The organism is Pyruvatibacter sp. HU-CL02332, assembly GCF_040362765.1.
Classification (GTDB): domain Bacteria; phylum Pseudomonadota; class Alphaproteobacteria; order CGMCC-115125; family CGMCC-115125; genus Pyruvatibacter.
This window is the reverse complement of sequence record NZ_BAABWK010000002.1, coordinates 545,572-566,188: the sequence shown is the minus strand read 5'-3', so window position 1 is coordinate 566,188 and position 20,617 is coordinate 545,572. Positions and strand designations below refer to the sequence as shown.

At 55.0% G+C, this 20,617-nt stretch carries 16 protein-coding genes; 8 read left to right on the top strand and 8 right to left on the bottom strand.

Annotated features, from left to right (window positions below; genetic code table 11):
* Positions 1–11 precede the first annotated feature (11 nt).
* Positions 12–458, top strand: coding sequence for a TfoX/Sxy family protein (locus ABXH05_RS13410; protein ID WP_353561433.1), 447 nt, complete (start codon positions 12–14; stop codon positions 456–458).
* A gap of 34 nt (positions 459–492) precedes the next feature.
* Here the strand turns inward: ABXH05_RS13410 and ABXH05_RS13405 are convergent, their stop codons facing one another.
* From ABXH05_RS13405 to ABXH05_RS13395, 3 genes are all read right to left on the bottom strand, one after another.
* Positions 493–1,305: an enoyl-CoA hydratase/isomerase gene (locus ABXH05_RS13405; RefSeq protein WP_353561432.1), complete on the bottom strand. Its 813-nt coding sequence runs from the start codon at positions 1,303–1,305 to the stop codon at positions 493–495.
* Between the two features lie 36 nt (positions 1,306–1,341).
* Entirely contained in the window at positions 1,342–2,136 is a 795-nt protein-coding gene (locus ABXH05_RS13400) for an enoyl-CoA hydratase-related protein (RefSeq protein WP_353561431.1), read from the bottom strand.
* Between the two features lie 175 nt (positions 2,137–2,311).
* The gene (locus tag ABXH05_RS13395) at positions 2,312–3,364 is read right to left on the bottom strand and encodes a GGDEF domain-containing protein (protein WP_353561430.1); all 1,053 of its coding nucleotides are present in this window, start codon (positions 3,362–3,364) and stop codon (positions 2,312–2,314) included.
* Positions 3,365–3,798: 434 nt separating this feature from the next.
* Here ABXH05_RS13395 and ABXH05_RS13390 point away from each other — a divergent pair, with 434 nt between their 5' ends.
* The gene (locus ABXH05_RS13390; RefSeq protein WP_502947748.1) at positions 3,799–5,253 is read left to right on the top strand and encodes a coniferyl aldehyde dehydrogenase; all 1,455 of its coding nucleotides are present in this window, start codon (positions 3,799–3,801) and stop codon (positions 5,251–5,253) included.
* A 69-nt stretch (positions 5,254–5,322) separates the two neighbouring features.
* Complete coding sequence (locus ABXH05_RS13385) at positions 5,323–5,832, top strand: GNAT family N-acetyltransferase (RefSeq protein WP_353561428.1); 510 nt, start codon at positions 5,323–5,325, stop codon at positions 5,830–5,832.
* Positions 5,833–5,895: 63 nt separating this feature from the next.
* On the opposite strand, the gene ABXH05_RS13380 is transcribed toward ABXH05_RS13385, so the two are convergent.
* From ABXH05_RS13380 to parE, 3 genes are all read right to left on the bottom strand, one after another.
* Complete coding sequence (locus tag ABXH05_RS13380; protein WP_353561427.1) at positions 5,896–7,269, bottom strand: DUF1329 domain-containing protein; 1,374 nt, start codon at positions 7,267–7,269, stop codon at positions 5,896–5,898.
* Between the two features lie 207 nt (positions 7,270–7,476).
* Complete coding sequence (locus ABXH05_RS13375) at positions 7,477–9,207, bottom strand: DEAD/DEAH box helicase (RefSeq protein WP_353561426.1); 1,731 nt, start codon at positions 9,205–9,207, stop codon at positions 7,477–7,479.
* 435 nt (positions 9,208–9,642) lie between these two features.
* Complete coding sequence (parE, locus tag ABXH05_RS13370; RefSeq protein ID WP_353561425.1) at positions 9,643–11,688, bottom strand: DNA topoisomerase IV subunit B; 2,046 nt, start codon at positions 11,686–11,688, stop codon at positions 9,643–9,645.
* Positions 11,689–11,912: 224 nt separating this feature from the next.
* Here parE and ABXH05_RS13365 point away from each other — a divergent pair, with 224 nt between their 5' ends.
* The gene (locus ABXH05_RS13365; protein ID WP_353561424.1) at positions 11,913–13,226 is read left to right on the top strand and encodes an NADH:flavin oxidoreductase/NADH oxidase family protein; all 1,314 of its coding nucleotides are present in this window, start codon (positions 11,913–11,915) and stop codon (positions 13,224–13,226) included.
* 764 nt (positions 13,227–13,990) lie between these two features.
* Here the strand turns inward: ABXH05_RS13365 and glnA are convergent.
* The gene (glnA, locus tag ABXH05_RS13360; RefSeq protein ID WP_353561423.1) at positions 13,991–15,397 is read right to left on the bottom strand and encodes a type I glutamate--ammonia ligase; all 1,407 of its coding nucleotides are present in this window, start codon (positions 15,395–15,397) and stop codon (positions 13,991–13,993) included.
* A 119-nt stretch (positions 15,398–15,516) separates the two neighbouring features.
* Positions 15,517–15,855 (bottom strand): P-II family nitrogen regulator, encoded by a 339-nt coding sequence (locus tag ABXH05_RS13355; RefSeq protein WP_348140007.1) that lies wholly within the window; start codon positions 15,853–15,855, stop codon positions 15,517–15,519.
* A gap of 394 nt (positions 15,856–16,249) precedes the next feature.
* Between ABXH05_RS13355 and ABXH05_RS13350 the strand changes: the two genes are divergently transcribed.
* From ABXH05_RS13350 to ABXH05_RS13335, 4 genes are read left to right on the top strand one after another with little or no spacing between them, the layout of a single operon-like run.
* The gene (locus ABXH05_RS13350) at positions 16,250–17,416 is read left to right on the top strand and encodes an aminotransferase (RefSeq protein WP_353561422.1); all 1,167 of its coding nucleotides are present in this window, start codon (positions 16,250–16,252) and stop codon (positions 17,414–17,416) included.
* Between the two features lie 46 nt (positions 17,417–17,462).
* Complete coding sequence (locus tag ABXH05_RS13345; RefSeq protein WP_353561421.1) at positions 17,463–19,022, top strand: acetyl-CoA acetyltransferase; 1,560 nt, start codon at positions 17,463–17,465, stop codon at positions 19,020–19,022.
* 2 nt (positions 19,023–19,024) lie between these two features.
* Positions 19,025–20,011, top strand: coding sequence for an MBL fold metallo-hydrolase (locus ABXH05_RS13340; protein ID WP_353561420.1), 987 nt, complete (start codon positions 19,025–19,027; stop codon positions 20,009–20,011).
* Between the two features lie 13 nt (positions 20,012–20,024).
* The gene (locus ABXH05_RS13335) at positions 20,025–20,606 is read left to right on the top strand and encodes a histidine phosphatase family protein (protein ID WP_353561419.1); all 582 of its coding nucleotides are present in this window, start codon (positions 20,025–20,027) and stop codon (positions 20,604–20,606) included.
* Positions 20,607–20,617 lie beyond the last annotated feature (11 nt).

Sequence of the window (20,617 nt, the reverse complement as noted above, 5' to 3'; positions counted from 1 at the left end):
GTTTAACTGCCATGGCCGTATCCAACGAATACACACAATTTCTCATTGAGATGCTTGTTCCGCTGGGACCGGTAAAGTCACGCCGGATGTTTGGCGGGTCGGGTCTTTTTGCGGATGGGCTGATGTTCGGGCTTATCGCGAATGAGGTTTTGTATCTGAAGGTTGATGATCAGAACCAACCAGCCTTCGAGGCGGAAGGCATGGAACCATTCACCTATGAGACGAAGGCCGGCAAACGCGGCGTGATGTCGTACTGGCAGGCACCGGAAAGGCTGTTTGATGAGCCGGACGAATTTGTTTCATGGGCCCGCGATGCAGTTAGCGTAGCGCTACGTGCGGATGCAGCCAAGCCACCGTCCCAGCGCAAGGGCCCGGGTGCACCGCCAAAGCCAAAGAAACCGCGTACGAAGAGATCAGCTTTGAAAAAAGCATCAAAGAAAAAGGCGGCAGAGTCCTAGGACCTGCCGCCTTTGTCGTCCGAGCTTAAAAAGCTCAATTGCCTTTGAAAGCAGCCGGGCGCTTTTCAAGAAACGCTTTCACGCCTTCCTTGAAGTCTTCTGTACGGCCAGCTTCACGCTGCAGCCAGCGTTCCTTATCGAGCTGCTCTTCATAGGTGTTATCGAAGCTGTCGGCATAGGCTTCTCGGATGAGGCCAAGGGTGCGGGTCGGACCTGAAGCCAACTCTTTTGCCATCGCCTTTGCTTCACTTATCAGCGCATCGTCTTCATACACCCGGTTGATGAGGCCCCAGCTAAGAGCTGTATCAGCAGGTAGTTTTTCACCGAGGAGTGAAAGTTCCTTGGCGCGCGCAACGCCAATCAGTCGGGGCAGGAGATATGTAGACCCACCATCCGGGACCAGGCCAATGCGGCGAAAAGCTTGCAGGAAGTATGAAGACTTGGCTGCAAGAACCATGTCGCCCATAAGCGCAAAGCTCATGCCGACACCAGCAGCCGGTCCATTTACGGCCGTGATAAAAGGCATCTTCAGCTTGCGAATTTTGCGGAGAATTGGGTGGTACTTTTGCTCAAGTGCCTGCCCGGCGTCTGGCTGTGCATTTGACCGCTGTTCGCCGGGGCGTTCACCAGGACGGCCTCCCGCCAGGTTGGCACCTGCACAAAATCCACGACCTTCGCCAGTCATGACCACACAGCGCACACCATTGTCAGGTGTATCAATCCATTCTAGTGCGTCTGCGAGACCTTCAAGCATGTCGGGTGACACGGCATTGAGGGCCTTTGGATCATTAAGGGTGAGGATGGCAACGTCGCCATCCATATCAACTTTGACTTTATTGAATTCCATGAAGTCTCTCCCGGTTGTCGAGTTTTGTTGGCGCTGTTAGCGCGAGAAATTCGGAGCGCGTTTCTCCATGAAAGCCGACACGCCCTCAGTAAAGTTTGGGTGATTGCCGCGCTTGCGCTGGGTTTCTTTTTCAAGGTCGAGCTGGGCATTGAGATCATTGTCAAACGTCACGTCCAGTACCTGCTTGATGTCACCAAAGGCTTCTGTAGGACCTGCCGCCAGCTTCTCAGCATAGGCCATTGCTTCATCCATCAGTTTGTCGTCATCAACGCAGGCCCAGATAAGGCCCCAGTCTGCTGCTTGCTCGGCTGAAAGTTTATCACCGCTCATGGCAAGGGCTCGGGTGCGCGCCTGACCGATGAGGCGGGGCATGAAGTATGTCACGCCGCAGTCTGGGACGAGGGCGAGCTTGGGGCCAAACACCTGCACAAAGCTGGCAGAACGAGCCGCGAATACAATATCCCCAGCCAGCGCGAGACCAACGCCGCCGCCGGCTGTCATGCCATTTACGGCGCAGACAACTGGCTTTGGCAGTTCCGCGAGTTCGCGGATCATCGGGTTGAACCCGATTTCCATGCTATGCGCAACACCGTCACCGATGGTGGCTGACGCAGGAGGTTTGAAACCCGCCGTCAGATCCGCACCCGCACAAAACCCGCGACCCGCACCGGTAATAACCAATGCGCCAATATCTGCATCATCGCGCGTCTGTCGGATGGCAGTGCGCACTTCGTCCAGCAATTGTGGGTTCATGCTGTTGAGCACGTCAGGACGATTTAGTGTGACAACCGCCACACCGGTATCGTGCTTCTCGAAGGTAATCATGTCCATCGCAGGCCGCCTCGCAGTGTTGATTTGCGAGCGACAATACCGGCCCAGCGTTCGCCGTCAAACGGCGGATTACGGCAATATCAACAGACACAATGCCTGAAAGCATCACGCCATGTGCGCTGGACGATGTTACGTAGGGGTTGGCTAGGTTTTCTGAAGACTGTTGATCGGATGCCTAGCTGGCAATCGCTTCAAGGTCAGCGTCAACTTCCCACTTCACCTGGTTGCGACCTGCATGTTTTGCAGAATAAAGGCATGCATCAGCCCGCTTGATAAGGTCTGAGATGCTCTCTCCAGGTTCGAACAAAGCTGCGCCAAATGACATGGTTACAGCACCCAGATTTTCACCAGTCGACTTCTTGACCAGTTCTTTGCTCTCAATGGTGCGTCGAACTTCATCAGCAAGCTTGACGCCAGCGGTCAGTTCAATGTCGGGCAAGATGAGCGCAAATTCCTCACCACCATACCGGGCTGGCTTGAGAGGGTCTTTGACATGGTGGCGCATGCACTGCGCTACCAGCTTGAGCACCTGGTCTCCGGTTTGGTGACCATAGGTGTCATTAAACTTCTTGAAGTGATCGATATCGCCAAGAATAAGTGTGAAGGGCGTGCCTTCTTCTGCAGCTTTCTCCATGGAAGCAGCAACACTGTCGTCGAAATTGCGACGATTGGGAAGACCGGTCAGCTGGTCGGTTAGGGCCTCTGTGCGGATTTCTTCCATGTTCGTGCGCAGTTGCGAGACTTCTGCCTTGCTCTCGTGCAGACGTTCCTCCAGCTGCTTGCTGCGAGTTTCCATCGTACGGGTCGCTGTCACCAATGTTTCCATCAGTACACGGACTTCTGCAGGAGAGCGCTCGGTGTCGAGTGCCGCACTCACATCACTAAGCGAGTCTCCGTACGCACCAGTATCCTTGGTGGCGGATTCCAACATCGCCATAACGCCGGACAATTCGTCTTCCAACTTGCCACCCATCTCCAGAATGGCAGTGTCATTGTTTGCAGGCGTCATGTGCTTTGTACGGATTTTCTCCAGGTGCTCAGCATCAAGGCTATTGCCGGCGTCCTCGAGTTTTTCAATCTCGCGATTGAGGCCCGGATTTGCACCCGTCGCGTGGGTGTACCAAAGCTCGTAGTTCTCCGGTGTGGGATCAATCGAGCGCGAATCCATCTCAGAAATGGCCTTTTCAGCCAGAGCTTTAGGATTTGTCATGGTGCTCGCGTCGGTCACGTGGAAACCCCCGAAAAAACTCTGTGCCGCGCGACGTTGCACGGCGAATCCTAGAAATCGGGTGCGGTCTAAACCTTGAGCTTATTGTCGGCTCGTCCACGCACCCTTGAATGAGCGCATTGTCCGGCAAGACGGCTTAAAGCCGCGTTAAATGCCCGACTGTTCTAAAATCCCGTATTGAGAGATAAAGGTTGCAGAAATGCTTGAAAACGGCTGGTTCTCGCCAGTTGCTGTTTGTCGCGCTATAGTCCGCGTCATGAAGCTAGCATGTGCTTGTGGCGAAAGGGTTTTTCGCCGGATGTACAGGTTGGCCCACCCTGTAATCCTGCCGGGCATTAAAGTGCGAGCATCGGCAGTCTCGATTGAATGCGTAAATTATTGGGGTGCCAGGCATCGGCGCTCCGGACCAAGGTGAGGAAACAAACATGAGCGTTATGGAATCGACGCCCGATACATCAAGCGCGGACGCTATTTCAGACGGCATTCGCGCCATTCTGGATCGCCAGAAAAAGGCCCATATCGAAGAGGGCCCCGCAAGCGTAAAGCGCCGAAAGGACTGGATCGATCGTTCCATCGCGCTTTTGGTGGATAACAAGGACGAAATCGTAGATGCGCTGACGTCAGATTTTGGCAACCGCGCACCGGTTGCTTCATTGATGACTGACGTCATGGGCTCCGTTGGGCCGTTGGACCATGCCAAGAAGCACATGGAAAAGTGGATGCGCCCTGAAAAGCGTAAGCTGCAGTTTCCGCTCGGCCTACTCGGCGCAAAAGCGCATGTGGAATATCAGGCGCTGGGCACCATCGGCATCATCAGCCCCTGGAACTTCCCGTTTAATCTGACGTTTGCACCGCTTGCTGGTGTGTTTGCGGCGGGCAATCGGGCAATGATCAAGCCGTCAGAGTTCACGCCTGCGTGTTCTGAACTGATGGCAAAGATGTTCCGCGAAGCCTATGACGAGACCGAAGTCGCCGTTATTACCGGTGGCCCTGCTGTGGGCGAAGCATTCTCCAAACAGCCCTTTGATCATCTGCTGTTCACAGGTGCGGGCTCGATTGCCAAGCACGTGATGCGTGCTGCGTCGGAAAACCTGGTTCCGGTAACCTTGGAACTGGGCGGCAAGTCTCCCGTCATTGTTTCCCGTGACAGCGACATGGAAGACGTGGCTGCACGTGTGATGACTGGCAAGACCCTCAACGCTGGTCAGATCTGCCTGGCTCCTGACTATGTCATGGTACCTGAAGAGAAGGCGGACGAGTTTGTGGCGGGCGCCCAGAAGGTTGTGACAAAGATGTTCCCAACCATGAAGGACAATCCTGACTACACATCGATCATCAATGATCGCCACTATGATCGCATCACGGGCTATATCGAAGATGCAAAGGCCAAGGGTGGGGAAGTCATTGAGATCAACCCTGCGAATGAGGATTTCTCTCAGCAGCCATACAACAAGATTCCGCCGACCATCATCAAGAACCCGACAGAGGACATGAAGGTTCTTCAGGATGAGATCTTCGGCCCGGTTCTGCCGATGAAGACCTACAAGGACGTATCGGAAACTCTGGAATACGTGAACTCCAAGGATCGGCCTCTTGGTCTTTACTACTTCGGTCAGGATTCCGAAGAAGAGCGCCGGGTTCTGGACAACACCACTTCGGGTGGCGTGACTGTTAATGACGTGATTATGCATGTGTCCATGGAAGACCTGCCCTTCGGCGGCGTCGGCCCCTCAGGCATGGGCTCCTATCACGGCGTCGATGGCTTCCGCACCTTCAGCCACGCCAAGGCTGTCTATCACCAGTCCAAGGCAAAAATGGTCGCGGAAATGTTCCGTCCGCCATACGACGACAAGAAGCGTAAACGCGTTCTGTCGATGATCAAAAAGTAGCTACTGCCATACTTCCAAGATAAAAGGGCGGCCCGCTTGGGGCCGCCCTTTTCATTTGGAGAGTCAAAGATGGAAATAGAAACTGAGGGTTTGCTGCTCAGGCAGTTCCGGGCAGATGATATTGATGCCTATGCCGAGATGGTTGCTGATGACGACGCCATGCGCTTCGTTGGTGGTGTGGGAGACAAAGCGGATGCGTGGCGGCGCATGGCCAAATGGGCAGGGCAGTGGGTATTGCGCGGCTATGGTGAGTTTGCAATCGAGGAAAAGTTCACGGGCCGATTTGTGGGACTATGTGGCCCTTACCACCCAATCGATTGGCCACAAGCGGAGCTCGGCTGGCAGATCGCCCGGCCAAGTTGGGGACAGGGCTATGCCCCTGAAGCAGCTCGTGCCTGTGCGCAGTGGATGTTTGAAGATCTGGGAATGCCCCGCATCATCAGCATGATTGATCCGCAAAATGCGGCATCTATTCGAGTTGCTGAAAAGCTTGGAGAGAGGATTGATGGAAAGTTCCTCAGCAAGGGCAATGATCTACCGATCTATGCAATGTCGCGTGACGAGTTTGTGCCAGCATAAAGGGCCCAACAAAAAGAGCCCCGCAGCAAACTGCGGGGCTCCTGTTTCTCCGAGTCGCGCCTTCTAGCGCCCGATCGTCCGAATGGTCTGAGGTGTGTAGCGATCTTCGTTCAACTCGCTGGCGTAGAAGTTGATGGGTTCTTCTTCATTGATCATGCCAACCAGCACGTAACGACCATTGGTGAAGTCATAGGCACCACCCATGCTCGCGCCGCACACCGGGACGTCATAGAAGACGATGGGATACTGCTCCTGGACGCGCCAGAGTTCGCCGCGCGCATCATACAGTTCTGATGACACGATGCCCCAGGTGTCCTCATCCTGATAGAAGACGCGACGTGAGTAGACGTGGCGCGTGGATGGCTTGAGATTAGCTTCAAGCTGCCAGACCCGGTGCTGTTCGTAGCGTACATGATCCGTATTGATGTGGCGCGGATTGATAATCTCTTCGTATTTCAGATTGTTCGAGTAGAGGTCATAGTTGTTGTAGGGAATGTAGGCTTCCTGCCGACCTTTGACGGTCCACGTGTAGCGGTCAGGGGCGCCATTGTATCCGCCAAATGAATCCGAAGTTGTGGCACCATCAGAATTTGTGCCCGGATTGTCATAAGCAATATTCGGAGCGCGCCGCACGCGTCGCGTGCCTGGTGAGTACTGCCACGCCTTACGAGGATCGGAGAGCCGGTTGAGGGTCTCGTGAACAAGGATCACATTGCCTGCAACGCGCGTTGGCTCCAGCGTGTGGAGAATGTAGAGCGCAAAGATATTATCGAGATCAGAGGCCGTTTTAAACTTTGGATCGTTCCAGCGGACGATGGCGTCGTCCTGAGCCGAGTATTTTGTATATGAACCTGACGCTGTCGGGATCACGGCGGCAAACTGGCGTTGAATCTTGTGGTTCGCAAAACCAAGGAAATGGTTCCAAAGCACTTCATAGCCTGAGTTTGGAATTGGGAATGGCTTGCCCATGAATGCATTGTCAACGCCATTGCCAGCGTCAGCGATTGTGCCAGTCAAAGCATTCTTGCGATTGGCCTCATAGACAAACTCAGGTTGGGCACAGCTACGGTACGACTTGTAGACATTCATCTTGAATGTATCACCGTACTTTTCCAGCAATGCCTTTTGCGGTCCGGCAATCCGGTCCGCGTATTGGCCCATGTTCTCCCGTGTGATTGTGAACAGAGGCTGCTCACCCGCATACGGGTTGATGTGATGGGTACCCTTCTGGAAGCCAGCGGGGGGAGCCTTGATCCCGCCCGTCCAAGCCGGGATGCTTCCATCTGCATTGCCTGCGCGCTCAGAGCCAAGCGGCGTGAGGTCCTGATCAAGCCGCTTTGCCATCTCGGCTGGGACCGCTGCAAAAGCAGTTGTTGATAGTGCGAGTGCCGGTAATGCAGCGATTGCTGCCAGCATACGCGATGAAAATAGAGCCATGGAACGCGTCTCCCTACGATGAGTCCATCTTTCAGAGGCCAACATTACGAAAATAGTAAGGCCAACTTACTATTTTAGTCCAGTGAACAATTGGTAAGAGCACCAACAAATGTCACTAAGAATGCCAATACAATTTGAACAGCAAGATGCACTGGGTCTGCTCAGCAAATCCAGTGAATTCTTGGTTAGGAAACCGCAAGGCAGGCTTTAGGCCGCGTCGCTTTCCGGTGTTTCGGAATCAGAGCTTGTCGATGGATCAGACTGTTCGACCGCCTGCTCCGCTGCTGCAGCTTCAGCCGCTGCTTTTGCAGGGCGCACTGGACGGAGGATAAATGCCGGAACGTGATCACCCATGCCGATGATGCGTTCCTGACGGCCACCACCATTGCCGCGACCATTCCCGCCGTCATTGTTGTTACGACGGCGACCACGCCCACGCGGTGAAGGAGTTTCTGCATCCGGTTGAGTATCGGCGCCGGACTCGGTTGCTTCTGTGTTTTCACCAGATGTTTCCAGGTCCGTTTCACCGGTTTCGGATGCATCGGCGTCCTTATTGCGACGGTTGCGTCCACGCCCTCTGCCACCGCGACGGCGACCACGGCGAGGGGCACGTGCGGCATCATCTTCAGATGATTGCGTTTCCGCTTCGTCCGCTTTTGCATCAACCACATCGGTCGTTTCCGGCAGGTCTGCTGCTTCTGCAGTATTGGTGTCCGCTGCCTCCGGTGCTGGATCAGCCTCCGTAGTTGCAGTCTCTTGCGCAGGAGCGACTTCAGCTTCAGTTGAAGGTTCCGTGTCCTCGGCGGGCGACGCGGCTGGTGCCTCTTCGCCTGTCCAGTGCTCAATCTTCTGTTCTGTCAGCTTTTCAACGGCATCCAGATACTTCTTGTCCTCGGGCGTCACAAGCGTAAAGGCGGCACCATCACGTCCCGCGCGGCCTGTACGACCGATACGGTGGACGTAGTCTTCTGGATGTGTGGGCACGTCGTAGTTGAACACGTGGCTGACTTCGGGAATGTCCAGGCCGCGCGCTGCAACATCGCTGGCCACAAGTAGCTTCAGCTGTCCGTCGCGAAATTTGCCAAGTGTCTGTGTGCGGACCGATTGATCCAGGTCACCATGAATGGGCGAGGCGTCCAGGCCGGCCTTTTTCAGTGCGCGCGCAACAACATCCACGTCACGCTTACGGTTGCAGAAGATGATCGCATTCTGAATCGTTTCAGAGTTGATCATATCGGTCAGGGTCTTGCGCTTGTCACGCGACCCGCACGCGATGACACGCTGGGTAATGTTCTTGTTGGTTGTTGAAGCACGGGCAACTTCAATACGGGCAGGTGCCTGCATGAAGTTGTTTGCCAGGTTCTCAATCTCAGGCGGCATGGTTGCCGAGAAGAGCATGGTCTGACGTGTGAACGGAATGAGTTTGCAGATCCGCTCAATGTCAGGGATGAAGCCCATGTCCAGCATGCGGTCGGCTTCGTCAATAACCAGTGTCTGTACGCCGGTTAGCATCAGCTTGCCGCGCTCGACATGGTCAAGCAGGCGGCCGGGCGTCGCAATGAGAACATCGACGCCACGGTCGATTTTCTTGTCCTGATCACCGAAGGATACGCCGCCGATCAGCAGCGCCATGGAAAGCTTGTGATACTTGCCGTACTTTTCAAAATTCTCAGCGACCTGTGCTGCGAGTTCGCGCGTCGGTTCAAGAATGAGGGAGCGAGGCATGCGTGCCTTGGCGCGTCCCTTCGACAAACGCTCGATCATGGGGAGCGTGAAGGAAGCAGTCTTGCCTGTTCCCGTTTGGGCAATGCCCAGAACGTCACGGTCAGCAAGCGCCTTTGGAATAGCCTGTGCCTGAATGGGCGTGGGCTCGGTATAGCCAGACTCGTTGATGGCTTTTAGCAGGTCGGCATTGAGGCCGAATTCGTCAAATGTCATGTAGTCTCGTTTCAATAGGGACGGGGCTGGTTCGCTAACGCGAAGCGGCTGGCGTCAATCGAGAGTCTGTTTTGGTGATGCTTGGGCGTATTCCCGGGAGCATCGACAGACGGTCAAAGAAAGCGCCGCGCTTGTCATTGCGGCGCGCGAATAGTGGGCCGGTTCGGTCCGGTATCCACAAAACAGACGCTGTCGCACGCAAGATGAAATCTCTCACCAACCGTGTCCGGCGGTACCCCGATGCACACCCTAGTTGTAGTTGGGCAACAACGAGACCGCACGGGTCAGGTACGTCTATTTGCAGTGCAACATAAGAAAAAAGTCTGGAAAGTCAATGAACTCAACCACTAAGCAGCAGGGGAAACTGCCAATCCAAGGTGAAGATCCGCACGTTTTCGGCAACTATGGCTGGGAAGTCACATCTTTGACGGCCAACTAAATGTCGAGATCCGTGGCAAACTCGGCATTGTCCTGGATAAACCGGAACCGCAATTCCGGCTTGGTACCCATCAACTCCCCGACGCGAGTCTGGGTGAGATCCTGATCATCGTCCGGAACCATGACCTGCAGCAAAGTGCGGTGGCCCGGGCGCATGGTCGTTTCCTTGAGCTGGGCCGGCAGCATTTCACCCAGCCCCTTAAACCGGCTGATCTCAACCTTCCGGTTCGAGTTGAATTCCTTTTCCATGAGCTGGTCTTTGTGCGCGTCATCGACTGCATACATGGTCTTGCCACCTTGAGCGATGCGATAGAGCGGTGGCACAGCGAGGTATAAATGACCATCGCGGATCAGTTCGGGCATCTCCTGATAGAAAAACGTAATCAGGAGCGTCGCGATATGTGCGCCGTCCACATCAGCATCGGTCATGATGATGATCTTTTCATAGCGAAGGTCATCATCCCGATATCTCGATCGGGTCTGTACCCCAAGCGCCAGGATCAGATCAGATATCTGCTGGTTTTGCGCCTGTTTGGCGCTCGTGGCGCTGGCAACATTGAGGATTTTGCCTCGCAACGGCAGCACTGCCTGCGTCTTGCGGTCACGTGCCTGCTTGGCAGAACCGCCAGCTGAATCTCCTTCGACGATGAAAAGCTCTGAACCTGCCGAAGACGAATTGCTGCAGTCTGCCAGTTTCCCCGGCAGTCGAAGCTTACGTGTGGCGGTCTTGCGGTTGATTTCTTTTTCTTGCCGCCGCCGAAGACGTTCATCGGCTCTGTCGATGACCCAGTCCAGTAGACGTGATGCCTGCTGAGGTTTCGAGGCGAGCCAGGTGTCGAAATGATCACGGAGGGTCGTCTCAACCAGCCGCTGCGCCGAGGGAGAAGACAGCTTCTCTTTCGTTTGGCCGACGAACTCTGGTTCTCTGATGAAGACCGACAGCATGATGCAGGCGGTCCCCATCACATCGTCTGCAGTAATCGATGACGCCTTCTTTTGGTTGGTAAGCTCGCCGTACGCCTTGAGTGCTTTCGATAGCGCCGCGCGCAGGCCTGCTTCGTGTGTGCCGCCCTCGGTGGTCGGAATGGTGTTGCAGTATGAATTGCAGAATCCATCATCATTGCCCAACCAGGCAATGGCCCACTCAACCGTGCCCGCGCTGCCTTTGGCTTTCAGCTTGCCGGAAAACGTCTCTGCAACAACGGTTTCCTTACCCTCGATGGTCGTCGCCAGATAGTCGGCAAGGCCTCCCGGGAAATGCAGCGTGTCTTCGGCCGGGACCGTGGCATTGTCACCCAGGAGTTCAGGTGCACATTTCCATCGGATTTGCACGCCGCCGAAGAGATATGCCTTGGACCGCGCCATGCGATAAAGCCGCGCCGGTTTGAAGTGCGCACTCGCACCGAATATCTCAGGGTCGGCATGAAACGAAATTGTCGTGCCGCGTTTGTTGGTTGTCTTGCCCACCTTCTTCAGCTTGGTAACCGGATGCCCGCGTTCAAACCGCTGGTGATAAATCTCTTTATCGCGAGCCACCTCAACATCCAGCCGATCAGACAGCGCATTTACGACAGACACGCCTACACCATGTAGCCCGCCGGATGTCTCATAGACTTTGTCAGAGAATTTGCCGCCCGCGTGAAGCGTTGTGAGAATGACTTCAAGGGCCGACTTGTCTTTGAACTTCGGGTGTGGATCCACGGGGATGCCACGGCCATTGTCTGAAACAGACAAAGAGCCATCAGCCAGCAACTCAACCTCGATACGCGTGGCGTGGCCGGCCACCGCTTCGTCCATTGAATTGTCCAGCACCTCGGCAAACAGGTGATGGAGTGCTCGTTCATCGGTGCCGCCGATATACATGCCAGGGCGACGACGAACCGGTTCGAGCCCCTCAAGCACCTCAATATCACTGGCAGAATATCCACCTTTGCTTCGGGCAGCGGGCTTTTTGGCCGATGTCTTGCGGGCAGGTTTGGTTGCATCCCCGCCGAAAAGGTCGAGAGAGTTAGTGTCGGTGGTTTTCTTGGTCGCGCGGGCCATGGGGCTCCAGTGGTCTCAATCTCGGCCTGCCAAAGCGCTCACGAGCGCTAGGCCGCAGTGTTGTGGGGTGGGGCTGGGCATGAGGTACTTGATTCGCTTCGAGTTTACCGCGCCTTCAAGGCGAGGGTTTGCCCAATCCCTGCGACGACCGCTTTTTTTCTGGTAATGTCGGGCAAAATCGCCATTTGCGAACACAACCATGAGACCAATTTGGGGGAATTTTGATGTCCGGGACAAATATTTCGTCACCACTGACGCTGCCATGCGGCGCTGTGTTGAAAAACAGATTTGCAAAAGGCGCGATGACAGAAGGTCTGGCTGACGCGCGCAATCAAGCAACGGAGCGGCATGCTCGGCTGTATGGTCGGTGGGCAGACGGGGGCAGCGGCATGTTGCTGACCGGCAATGTGCAGGTAGACGGTCGGTACCTTGAGCGCCCGGGAAATGTAGTGATCGAAGGCCCTCAGTCCAACGAACAGCTTTCTGCGTTAGCCGCTTTTGCAAAAGCGGGAACACGCAACAACACTCATCTGTGGATGCAGCTTTCCCACGCTGGTCGTCAGACACCAGCTGCTGTCACGAGCGAACCGGTCGCGCCATCTGCCATCGAAGTGAAGATGCCAGGTGGCCAGTTCGGCAAACCACGGGCGCTTACAGTTGAAGAAATCAAAGACATCATTGAACGCTTTGCTTTTGCAGCTGGCGTAGCCAAAGACACGGGGTTCACAGGTGTTCAGGTGCATGCAGCCCATGGTTATCTGATTTCGGAATTTTTGAACCCACTTGTAAATCAGCGAACAGACGAGTGGGGCGGGTCTCTTGAAAATCGGGCGCGCCTCTTGATGGAAACCGTCAAGGCGGTTCGCGCCAGGGTGGGTGCCGAGTTCCCGATTTCCGTGAAACTCAATTCGTCTGATTTCCAGAAAGGCGGATTTAGTCATGCTGACTCGATCACAGTCGCAAGCTGGTTGGATGAAGCCGGGCTCGATCTGTTGGAAGTCTCCGGCGGCAATTACGAACAGCCGGTCATGATGGATACGGAAGGTTTTGAGCCTGTCTATGAAGAAAAAGTCCGATCTTCAACGCGCAAGCGCGAAGCCTATTTTCTTGAATATGCCGCTGACATGGCCAAGGCAGTGAAGAATACGCCACTCATGGTCACCGGCGGGTTCAGAACCGTTGAAGGCATGAATGAAGCCTTGGCATCAGAAGATGCAGACGTTATCGGCATCGCGCGCCCGTTGTGTGTGGAGGCTGATCTCCCGCAGCAAATGATGGATGGCAAGATGACCGAGGCCAAAAAATGGGAAAAGACCTTCCGCCTCGGACCAACCCGGATTCTTGGTCCCAATAGTCCGATTGATCTCTTTCGTGGTCTCAATGCCTGGGGTGCGCAAGGTTGGTATTGCCTCCAGCTTATTCGCATGGGGGACGGTCAGGATCCTGATACCGGCATGAGCACGTTCAAAGCACTCAGGCGGTACATGGGAAATGAGCAGAAGGCTGCTAAGGCAATGAACGCTGCACGGGCTGCGTAGGCTGGTAGATTGTGTTGGCGGATCATTTGATCCGTACCCAGATTAACATGATTGCAAAAAAGCGACGGCCCCGCCTTGGTGGATGCAGCGCATCTCGCGGGGCCGTCTTTCTTTGGGAGATGTCTCCCGCCCGCAACCTTAGGGCCGGGCTAAAATCAAGGCCGCGTGTCAAACCTCGCCCGGATCGAGGAAAGCCGGGAACTGCTGAACTCTCCTGTTGCCGCGAGGGCAACTTTGGGGGCCAGAGGTAGGGACTGCGCGATGAAAAGCGCCTTTAAATCCACCTGGCTGCCGGACAGTTCAGTCAGTGCGCATCATGTGGATGCGCCAATGTATGAGACGTCGAACCTCCAAACGCTTGGTACAGATACTGCTCGTGAGTAGGACCCCTTCTGGGTCTTGCAGTCAGCCTGGCCCGGCGTGCCAACCACAAATGAGCGCTGGCTTGTGCATGGGTTAAGCGAAAATCGCGTGAGCGCGCGTGGTATCGCGCCATTCCAGAGTGTCTGCGGAAGAACCTGTTGGTCCTACAAAGGTGCCCAATACGTGGGTGGCGTCATCGTTCAAACCTCCCTTGTTGTTGTGCTTAAAGTCTGAATCTCTTTGCAGTGCAGCATCAAGGGATATCGAGTCAGCCATGCTGACCGTTCGGCCAAAACATGAGTCTTTCCGCCATTGTCCGTATACAAATAAATTTACCAAAAATTAAGGCCGGAGCTTTCGCTCCGGCCTTAAGGCAACAATATTGATTCTAAGAGTGAATCTTAGACCGAGTAGTACATGTCATACTCAATTGGGTGCGGAGTCATTTCGTAGTTCATGACTTCTTCCCACTTGAGTTCCATATAGCCGTCGATCTGGTCATCAGTGAACACGCCACCCTTCTTGAGGAAGTCGCGGTCCGCATCAAGTGAATCAAGGGCTTCACGCAGTGAGCCAGCAACCGTTGGCACCTCTGCCAGTTCTTCCGGCGGCAGCGAGTAAAGGTCCTTGTCCATTGGCTCGCCTGGATGGATCTTATTCTCGATACCATCAAGACCCGCCATCAGCATTGCAGTGAATGCAAGATATGGGTTTGCGGTTGGATCCGGGAAGCGGATCTCAATGCGCTTCGCCTTGGGGCCAGAGCCGTGCGGAATGCGGCAAGAAGCTGAACGGTTGCGGGCTGAGTAAGCAAGCAGCACTGGCGCTTCGTAGCCAGGAACCAGACGCTTGTAGGAGTTGGTTGATGGGTTTGTGAAAGCGTTGATCGCTTTGGCGTGCTTCAGAATACCACCGATGTAGTAAAGGCAGGTTTCTGACAGATCAGCGTATGCTGAACCCGCGAAGAGCGGCTGACCATCTTTCCAGATTGACTGGTGACAGTGCATGCCGGTGCCGTTGTCGCCGAAAACAGGCTTGGGCATGAATGTGGCGGACTTGCCATATGCATGCGCCACGTTGTGCACAACGTACTTGTAGATCTGCAGCTTGTCGGCAACACGAACGAGCGTGTCGAATTTCATGCCAAGCTCGTGCTGAGCAGCAGCCACTTCGTGGTGATGCTTTTCAGTATCGACGCCCATTTCCTTCATGACCGTCAGCATTTCAGAGCGCAGGTCCTGCGCACTGTCGATCGGATTTACCGGGAAGTAGCCACCCTTGGTGCGCGGACGGTGACCAAGGTTGCCGATTTCATATTCGGTACCGGTGTTGGTGGGCAGTTCGACAGAGTCTACACGGAAGCCGGTGTTGTATGGGTCCGATGAGAACTGAACGTCGTCGAATACAAAGAATTCGGCTTCCGGGCCGAAGTAAGCTGTGTCGCCAACGCCTGACTGCTGCAAATAGGCAAGTGCCTTTTTGGCGGTGGTGCGTGGATCACGCTCATAAGCCTGACCGGACGTATCCACGATATCGCACATGATTGCGAGCGTGGTCTGCGCATAGAACGGATCAATAACCGCTGTGTCCGGATCCGGCATCAGAACCATGTCGGAGTCGTTGATGGCTTTCCAGCCGGCAATAGAAGAACCATCGAACATGGTTCCGTCTGCGAACAGATCTTCGTCCACGAGGTCCGGGTCGAAGGTTACGTGCTGCATCTTGCCGCGCGGATCGGTGAAGCGAAGATCGACATACTTGATGTCTTTCTCCTTGATCATCGCCAAGATTGAAGCTGCATCGGACATAGGCGTCATTCCTTTCCTTGTGGTCTTAACGCTTTGGACCCGTGATTTGCGGGGCCATGTTGCCTGGTCAGTCTGCCGCCGGACATCTGCGTCCGGCCGCGATTTAAAGTCTTGCCGCGTTAAACTGCGGCTTCGCCGGTTTCACCCGTACGGATGCGGACGACTTCTTCGACATTGGTAATGAAGATCTTGCCATCGCCGATGCGGCCCGTCCGCGCGGCGTTCTGGATGGCCTCAAGAGCGGGGTCTACCTGTTCTTCACCCAACACGATCTCGATTTTTACCTTCGGGAGAAAGTCCACCACGTACTCGGCGCCGCGATAGAGCTCAGTGTGGCCCTTCTGGCGGCCAAAGCCCTTGGCTTCAGTCACGGTAATGCCCTGAAGACCCACGTCGTTGAGGGCCTCTTTCACTTCGTCGAGCTTGAAAGGCTTTATGATTGCCTCGATCTTTTTCATGCCTTTTGCCCGTGCTGTGCACGAGGCCTCCCATACTGTTTACCCGGCTGGCGGCTGATACTGTGGGGATAGCGCCGAACCAGATATATGTCTTCACTGAAATACACGGGGCACATAGCACGCCTCATGCCAGAGAGGCGGGCGTCCAAAAGCCCAATGGAATCAAAGATTTCGTTAATCTCTATGGCCGCCGAACCTCACGACATGCCTGTTATTGCACAAAAATAGATCAATAAGCCCAAATTATGTGCAGAAAAAGCGCCTGTTTCTTCATCACCTTCGTCCGGCCCCAAGTGCCTGGTCCACATCTTGTGTGATGCTTGCCAAGCTTCCGTAGTTGCTGGCATGTGAGGGGAGAACCGAAACTGCTTCTGTCTGAGAGTGCGCGATACAGATGAAGGCCCCCAATCCCGTATACGGATCCCAAGGGACAACGATCTTTGCCGTCATGTCCGGACTCGCCGCTGACGCAGGGGCCATCAACCTTGGACAAGGGTTTCCTGATGACGAAGGACCCGATGATATCAGGGCCGCCGCGGCTCAGGCCATTGTAAACGGTCCCAATCAGTACCCGCCAATGATGGGTGTCCCGGAATTACGTCAGGCGGTGGCGTCGCATGCCGATCGCTTTTACGGCTTGGGCCTTGATTGGCAAAGCCAGGTGCTCATCACCTCCGGCGCGACGGAAGCGTTGGCCGCAAGTCTTGGTGCATTGCTGAAGCCAGGTGATGAGGCAATCCTGATAGAGCCTTTCTTCGATACCTATCTGCCGGTGATTGAAGCAGCCGGAGCAACGGCCAAATGTGTGGCGCTCCATCCGCCGGCCTGGAGTTTGGATCTCGATGAACTGGAGGCAGCATTTTCCGCAAAGACCAAACTGATACTATTGAACACACCACACAATCCGCTCGGGCGTGTTTTCAGCCAGGACGATCTGGCAGCAATCGCAGACGCGTGCATCCGGCACGATGTCGTCGCCGTGTGCGACGAGGTTTATGAGCACATGGTGTTCGATGGGATGCGGCACGCACCGCTTATGACTCTCCCTGGCATGTCTGATCGGACGGTTCGAATTCAATCTGCAGGCAAGATTTTCTCTCTCACCGGTTGGAAAGTTGGATTTATTTCAGGCTCGCCAGAGCTGGTAAGTCTGATTTCCAAGGCGCATCAAAATCTTGTTTTTACGACACCACCCGGGCTGCAGATTGGCGTAGCTTACGGGCTTGGAAAAGACGACGAGTTCTTCACAGAACAGTCCGTTGACCTTGCGTCAAAACGCGATGTTCTGCGTGCAGGACTGGAAGCCATAGGCTTTGAAATCAGCCCTTGCCAAGGCACTTACTTTTTGACGGCTGATATCCGGCCTGTTGCGGGCAATGAACAGGATATTGCCTTCTGCAAACGCATCACAACTGAAGCAAAGGTTGCAGCGGTGCCCATCAGCGCGTTTTATGCGCCCAACTCAAATCACAAGTCACACCATTTCATTCGTTTTTGTTTTTGCAAGCAGCCTGCGGTGCTGGAAGAAGCATGCAATCGCCTCTCGCATTATCTGCGCTGACTTGGACTGATATTCGCTAAACACAAAAGTCTGTTCAGGAGAAACCATGCCCGAAGCAAACACACCCATCCTTGTTGGCGGTGGTCAGATCACCCAGCGCGGAGTTGCTGTTGCAGACGCGTTGTCACCGATGGCCCTCATGGCAGAAGCCGCAAAGCGCGCGCTGGCGGATGCAAAGGGCGGTGACGCTTTGGCACAGCAACTCGATACAGTGGCTGTCGTGCGTTTCACAGCGGATAGTCCCGAAGCGGGTCGTCTCTCCTTTGGTCAATACACCAACGCGCCACGCACGCTTGCTAACGCGGTGGGCGCTCGACCGGACCGCGAGCTGTACACGGCAACAGGTGGCAATACGCCCCAGTGGCTTGTGAACAGAACAGCTGAAGAAATCGCCAATGGTGAAGCAGATTGCGTTCTGCTTGCAGGTTCAGAAGGGCTGCATTCGATCCTGTCCGCACTCAATCAGGGGCAGGAACTTGATTGGGGTGATGAGCCCGGTGGTGAGCCGACCCATATTGGCGTTGAAAAACCCGGTGTGAATGAGATGGAACGGCGCCATGCCATGTTCTTCCCGGTTAACACCTACCCCATGTTTGAAAATGCGATCCGAGGTCAGCTGGGACGCACGGTGAAAGATCATCAGCTGGAACTTGGAAAGCTGTTTTCGAAGTTCACAAAAGTTGCGTCCGAAAACCCACATGCATGGTTCCCGACATATCGGTCGCCGGAAGAGATTGCGACGGAGACCGAGGTCAACCGCTATGTGGGTTTTCCGTACACGAAGTATCTCAACTCCATCATCCGAGTAGATCAGGCCGCGGCAGTGGTCATGATGAGCGTGGAAAAAGCACGTGAGCTTGGTATCCCGGAAGACCGCTGGGTCTATCTGCACGGCTGTGCGGATGCCAACGACCTTTGGTATGTGACCGAGCGAGTGAACTATCACTCGTCACCTGCCATCCGCACCATGGGCCAGAAAGCCCTCGGCATGGCAGGGATGTCCATTGATGAGATGGACTATCTGGATCTCTACTCATGCTTCCCCTCCGCCGTCCAGATTGGGGCGCAGGAGTTGGGCATAAGCCTCGATGACCCGCGCGACTTCACCGTGACAGGTGGCCTTCCGTATTTTGGTGGGGCAGGGAACAACTACGTCATGCATTCCATTGCCACCATGCTCGACAAGGTACGTGCAAAGCCTGGATCAAAAGGCCTGTGCACCGCCAATGGGTGGTTTGTCACCAAACACTCGATCGGTATCTATTCGACAACGCCAAAGGAAGGGCTGTGGGAGCGCGAAAATCCGGCCACTTACCAGGCTGAGCTTGATGCGATGGATCACCCTGTTGTGGACGAGATGCCTAACGGTGATGCCAAGATTGAAACCTACACGGTCGTTCATGGCCGCGAGGGCGCACAGTTTGGCATGGTGCTGGGTCGGATGAATGATACAGGCCATCGCTTTGTGGCACATGTACCTGCCGACAAGGCACTGCTTGAGACCATGAAGACACAAGAGATGCTCGGCGCGTCCGGCAACGTAAAACCTGCGCAAGCTGGTGCGGATGGAAAGCTTGGGACCAACACCTTCACTCCGGCTGTCTAACCATGGTGAAGCTCGGCGGTTTTCGGCATGTGGCAGGACTAGCCTTTGTAGTTGCTGCATCGGTTGCGCTTGCTGCCTGTGACATAGGTGAAATTACGGATGTCACAGAGGCAGGTTGGCGGGCAGAGGCGGATGCGCCCGAAGGGTGGTCCGAAGTTATTGCCAACCCCACCGACATCAAGGTGACCGCATATGTCACCGGAGAAGTTTTTGCCGGCGGTGGTGTCCTGATTGACCCTGGTGTCGACGGTGTGCCTGAAGGTCTGGGAGAGGATCGATGGGTCCCCTCACTTTCCTATCTGGTGCAGCACCCATCCGGCAAAAACGTACTTCTGGATTCAGGTGTACGGGCGGGCGAGTGCGGCTATCAGATTTTGATCGTCTTGGATTTCCCCTGTCGCAATAAGCCGGGACAGGATGTCGTCTCCCAGTTGTCCCGTGATGGCATCGGTACGATCGACTATCTGGTCGCAACTCATTTTCATGGCGATCACGCCAGTGGACTAGGCCCGGTCATTGAGCGCTATGATCCCGTTGTCCTAGCTTCCTCAAATGAGATCGAAGCTCTGAAGAGTCCACTGCGCGAAACGCAAGGCTATCGCTATGAACAGTTCGCAGCTGACATGCGGGTTGAAGCAGCGGACAACGGTTTCCTCGAAATGCCCTATATCGGCAAAGCTGCAGACTTGTTCGCAGATGGGTCTGTCTGGTTGCTAGCAACGCCTGGCCATACGCCCGGGCACATGTCGGTTTTCCTCAATGCTTCGTCAGGTCCAATCCTGATGACCTTTGATGCAGCACACCTGGAAGCAACCTATCGATACAATGCTCCCGGCGGTCTTGGTGCAGACCTTGAGGTAGCCTCAGACAGTATTTCAAAGCTCACCGCCTTGGCGGATGCAATGCCAGGTGTTGCCCTTGTCTTTGGACATGAGCCCACGCAGTGGGCCGGCGAAGCGATCCGCCGCGATCTCACAACAATAGAGTAACGGGAGTATCCCAATGCCGCGCATTTACATGATCCGCCATGGCAAGGCTGCAGCAGGGTGGGGCGCTGACGCAGATCCCGGTCTTGATGCGGAAGGCCAAGCTCAGTCTGAGGCTGTCGCGAAAGAAATAATCGAAAAAGTTGGGGACGCCGCGCGTCTACCGCTGGTGACTAGCCCTCTAAAACGATGCCGTGAAACAAGCATGCCACTTGCACGTATATGGTCGGCTGTACCTCAAGTTGAGGTGGCGGTAAGTGAGATACCTTCACCGACCGAAGACTTGGACGAACGTGCCGCATGGCTGCGTCGGGTGATGCCAGGAACGTGGACGGACATCGCCAAAGATGAAGTCTCCGGTGATGTCGACTTCACAGGCTGGCGTGACGCTTTGGTTGCTCGGTTGCAGTCTATCTCTGAGGATACGGTGATCTTTAGCCACTTCATTGCCATCAATGCGGCTGTCGGCGGCGCCACAGGTGATGACCGGGTTGTCTGCTTTCGGCCCGACAACTGCTCCGTAACGGAGTTCGATGTGACCGATGCAGGATTGAAGGTGGTGTCGCTGGGCCGTGAGGCGGATACTGTCGTCCGCTGAACCCTGTTTGC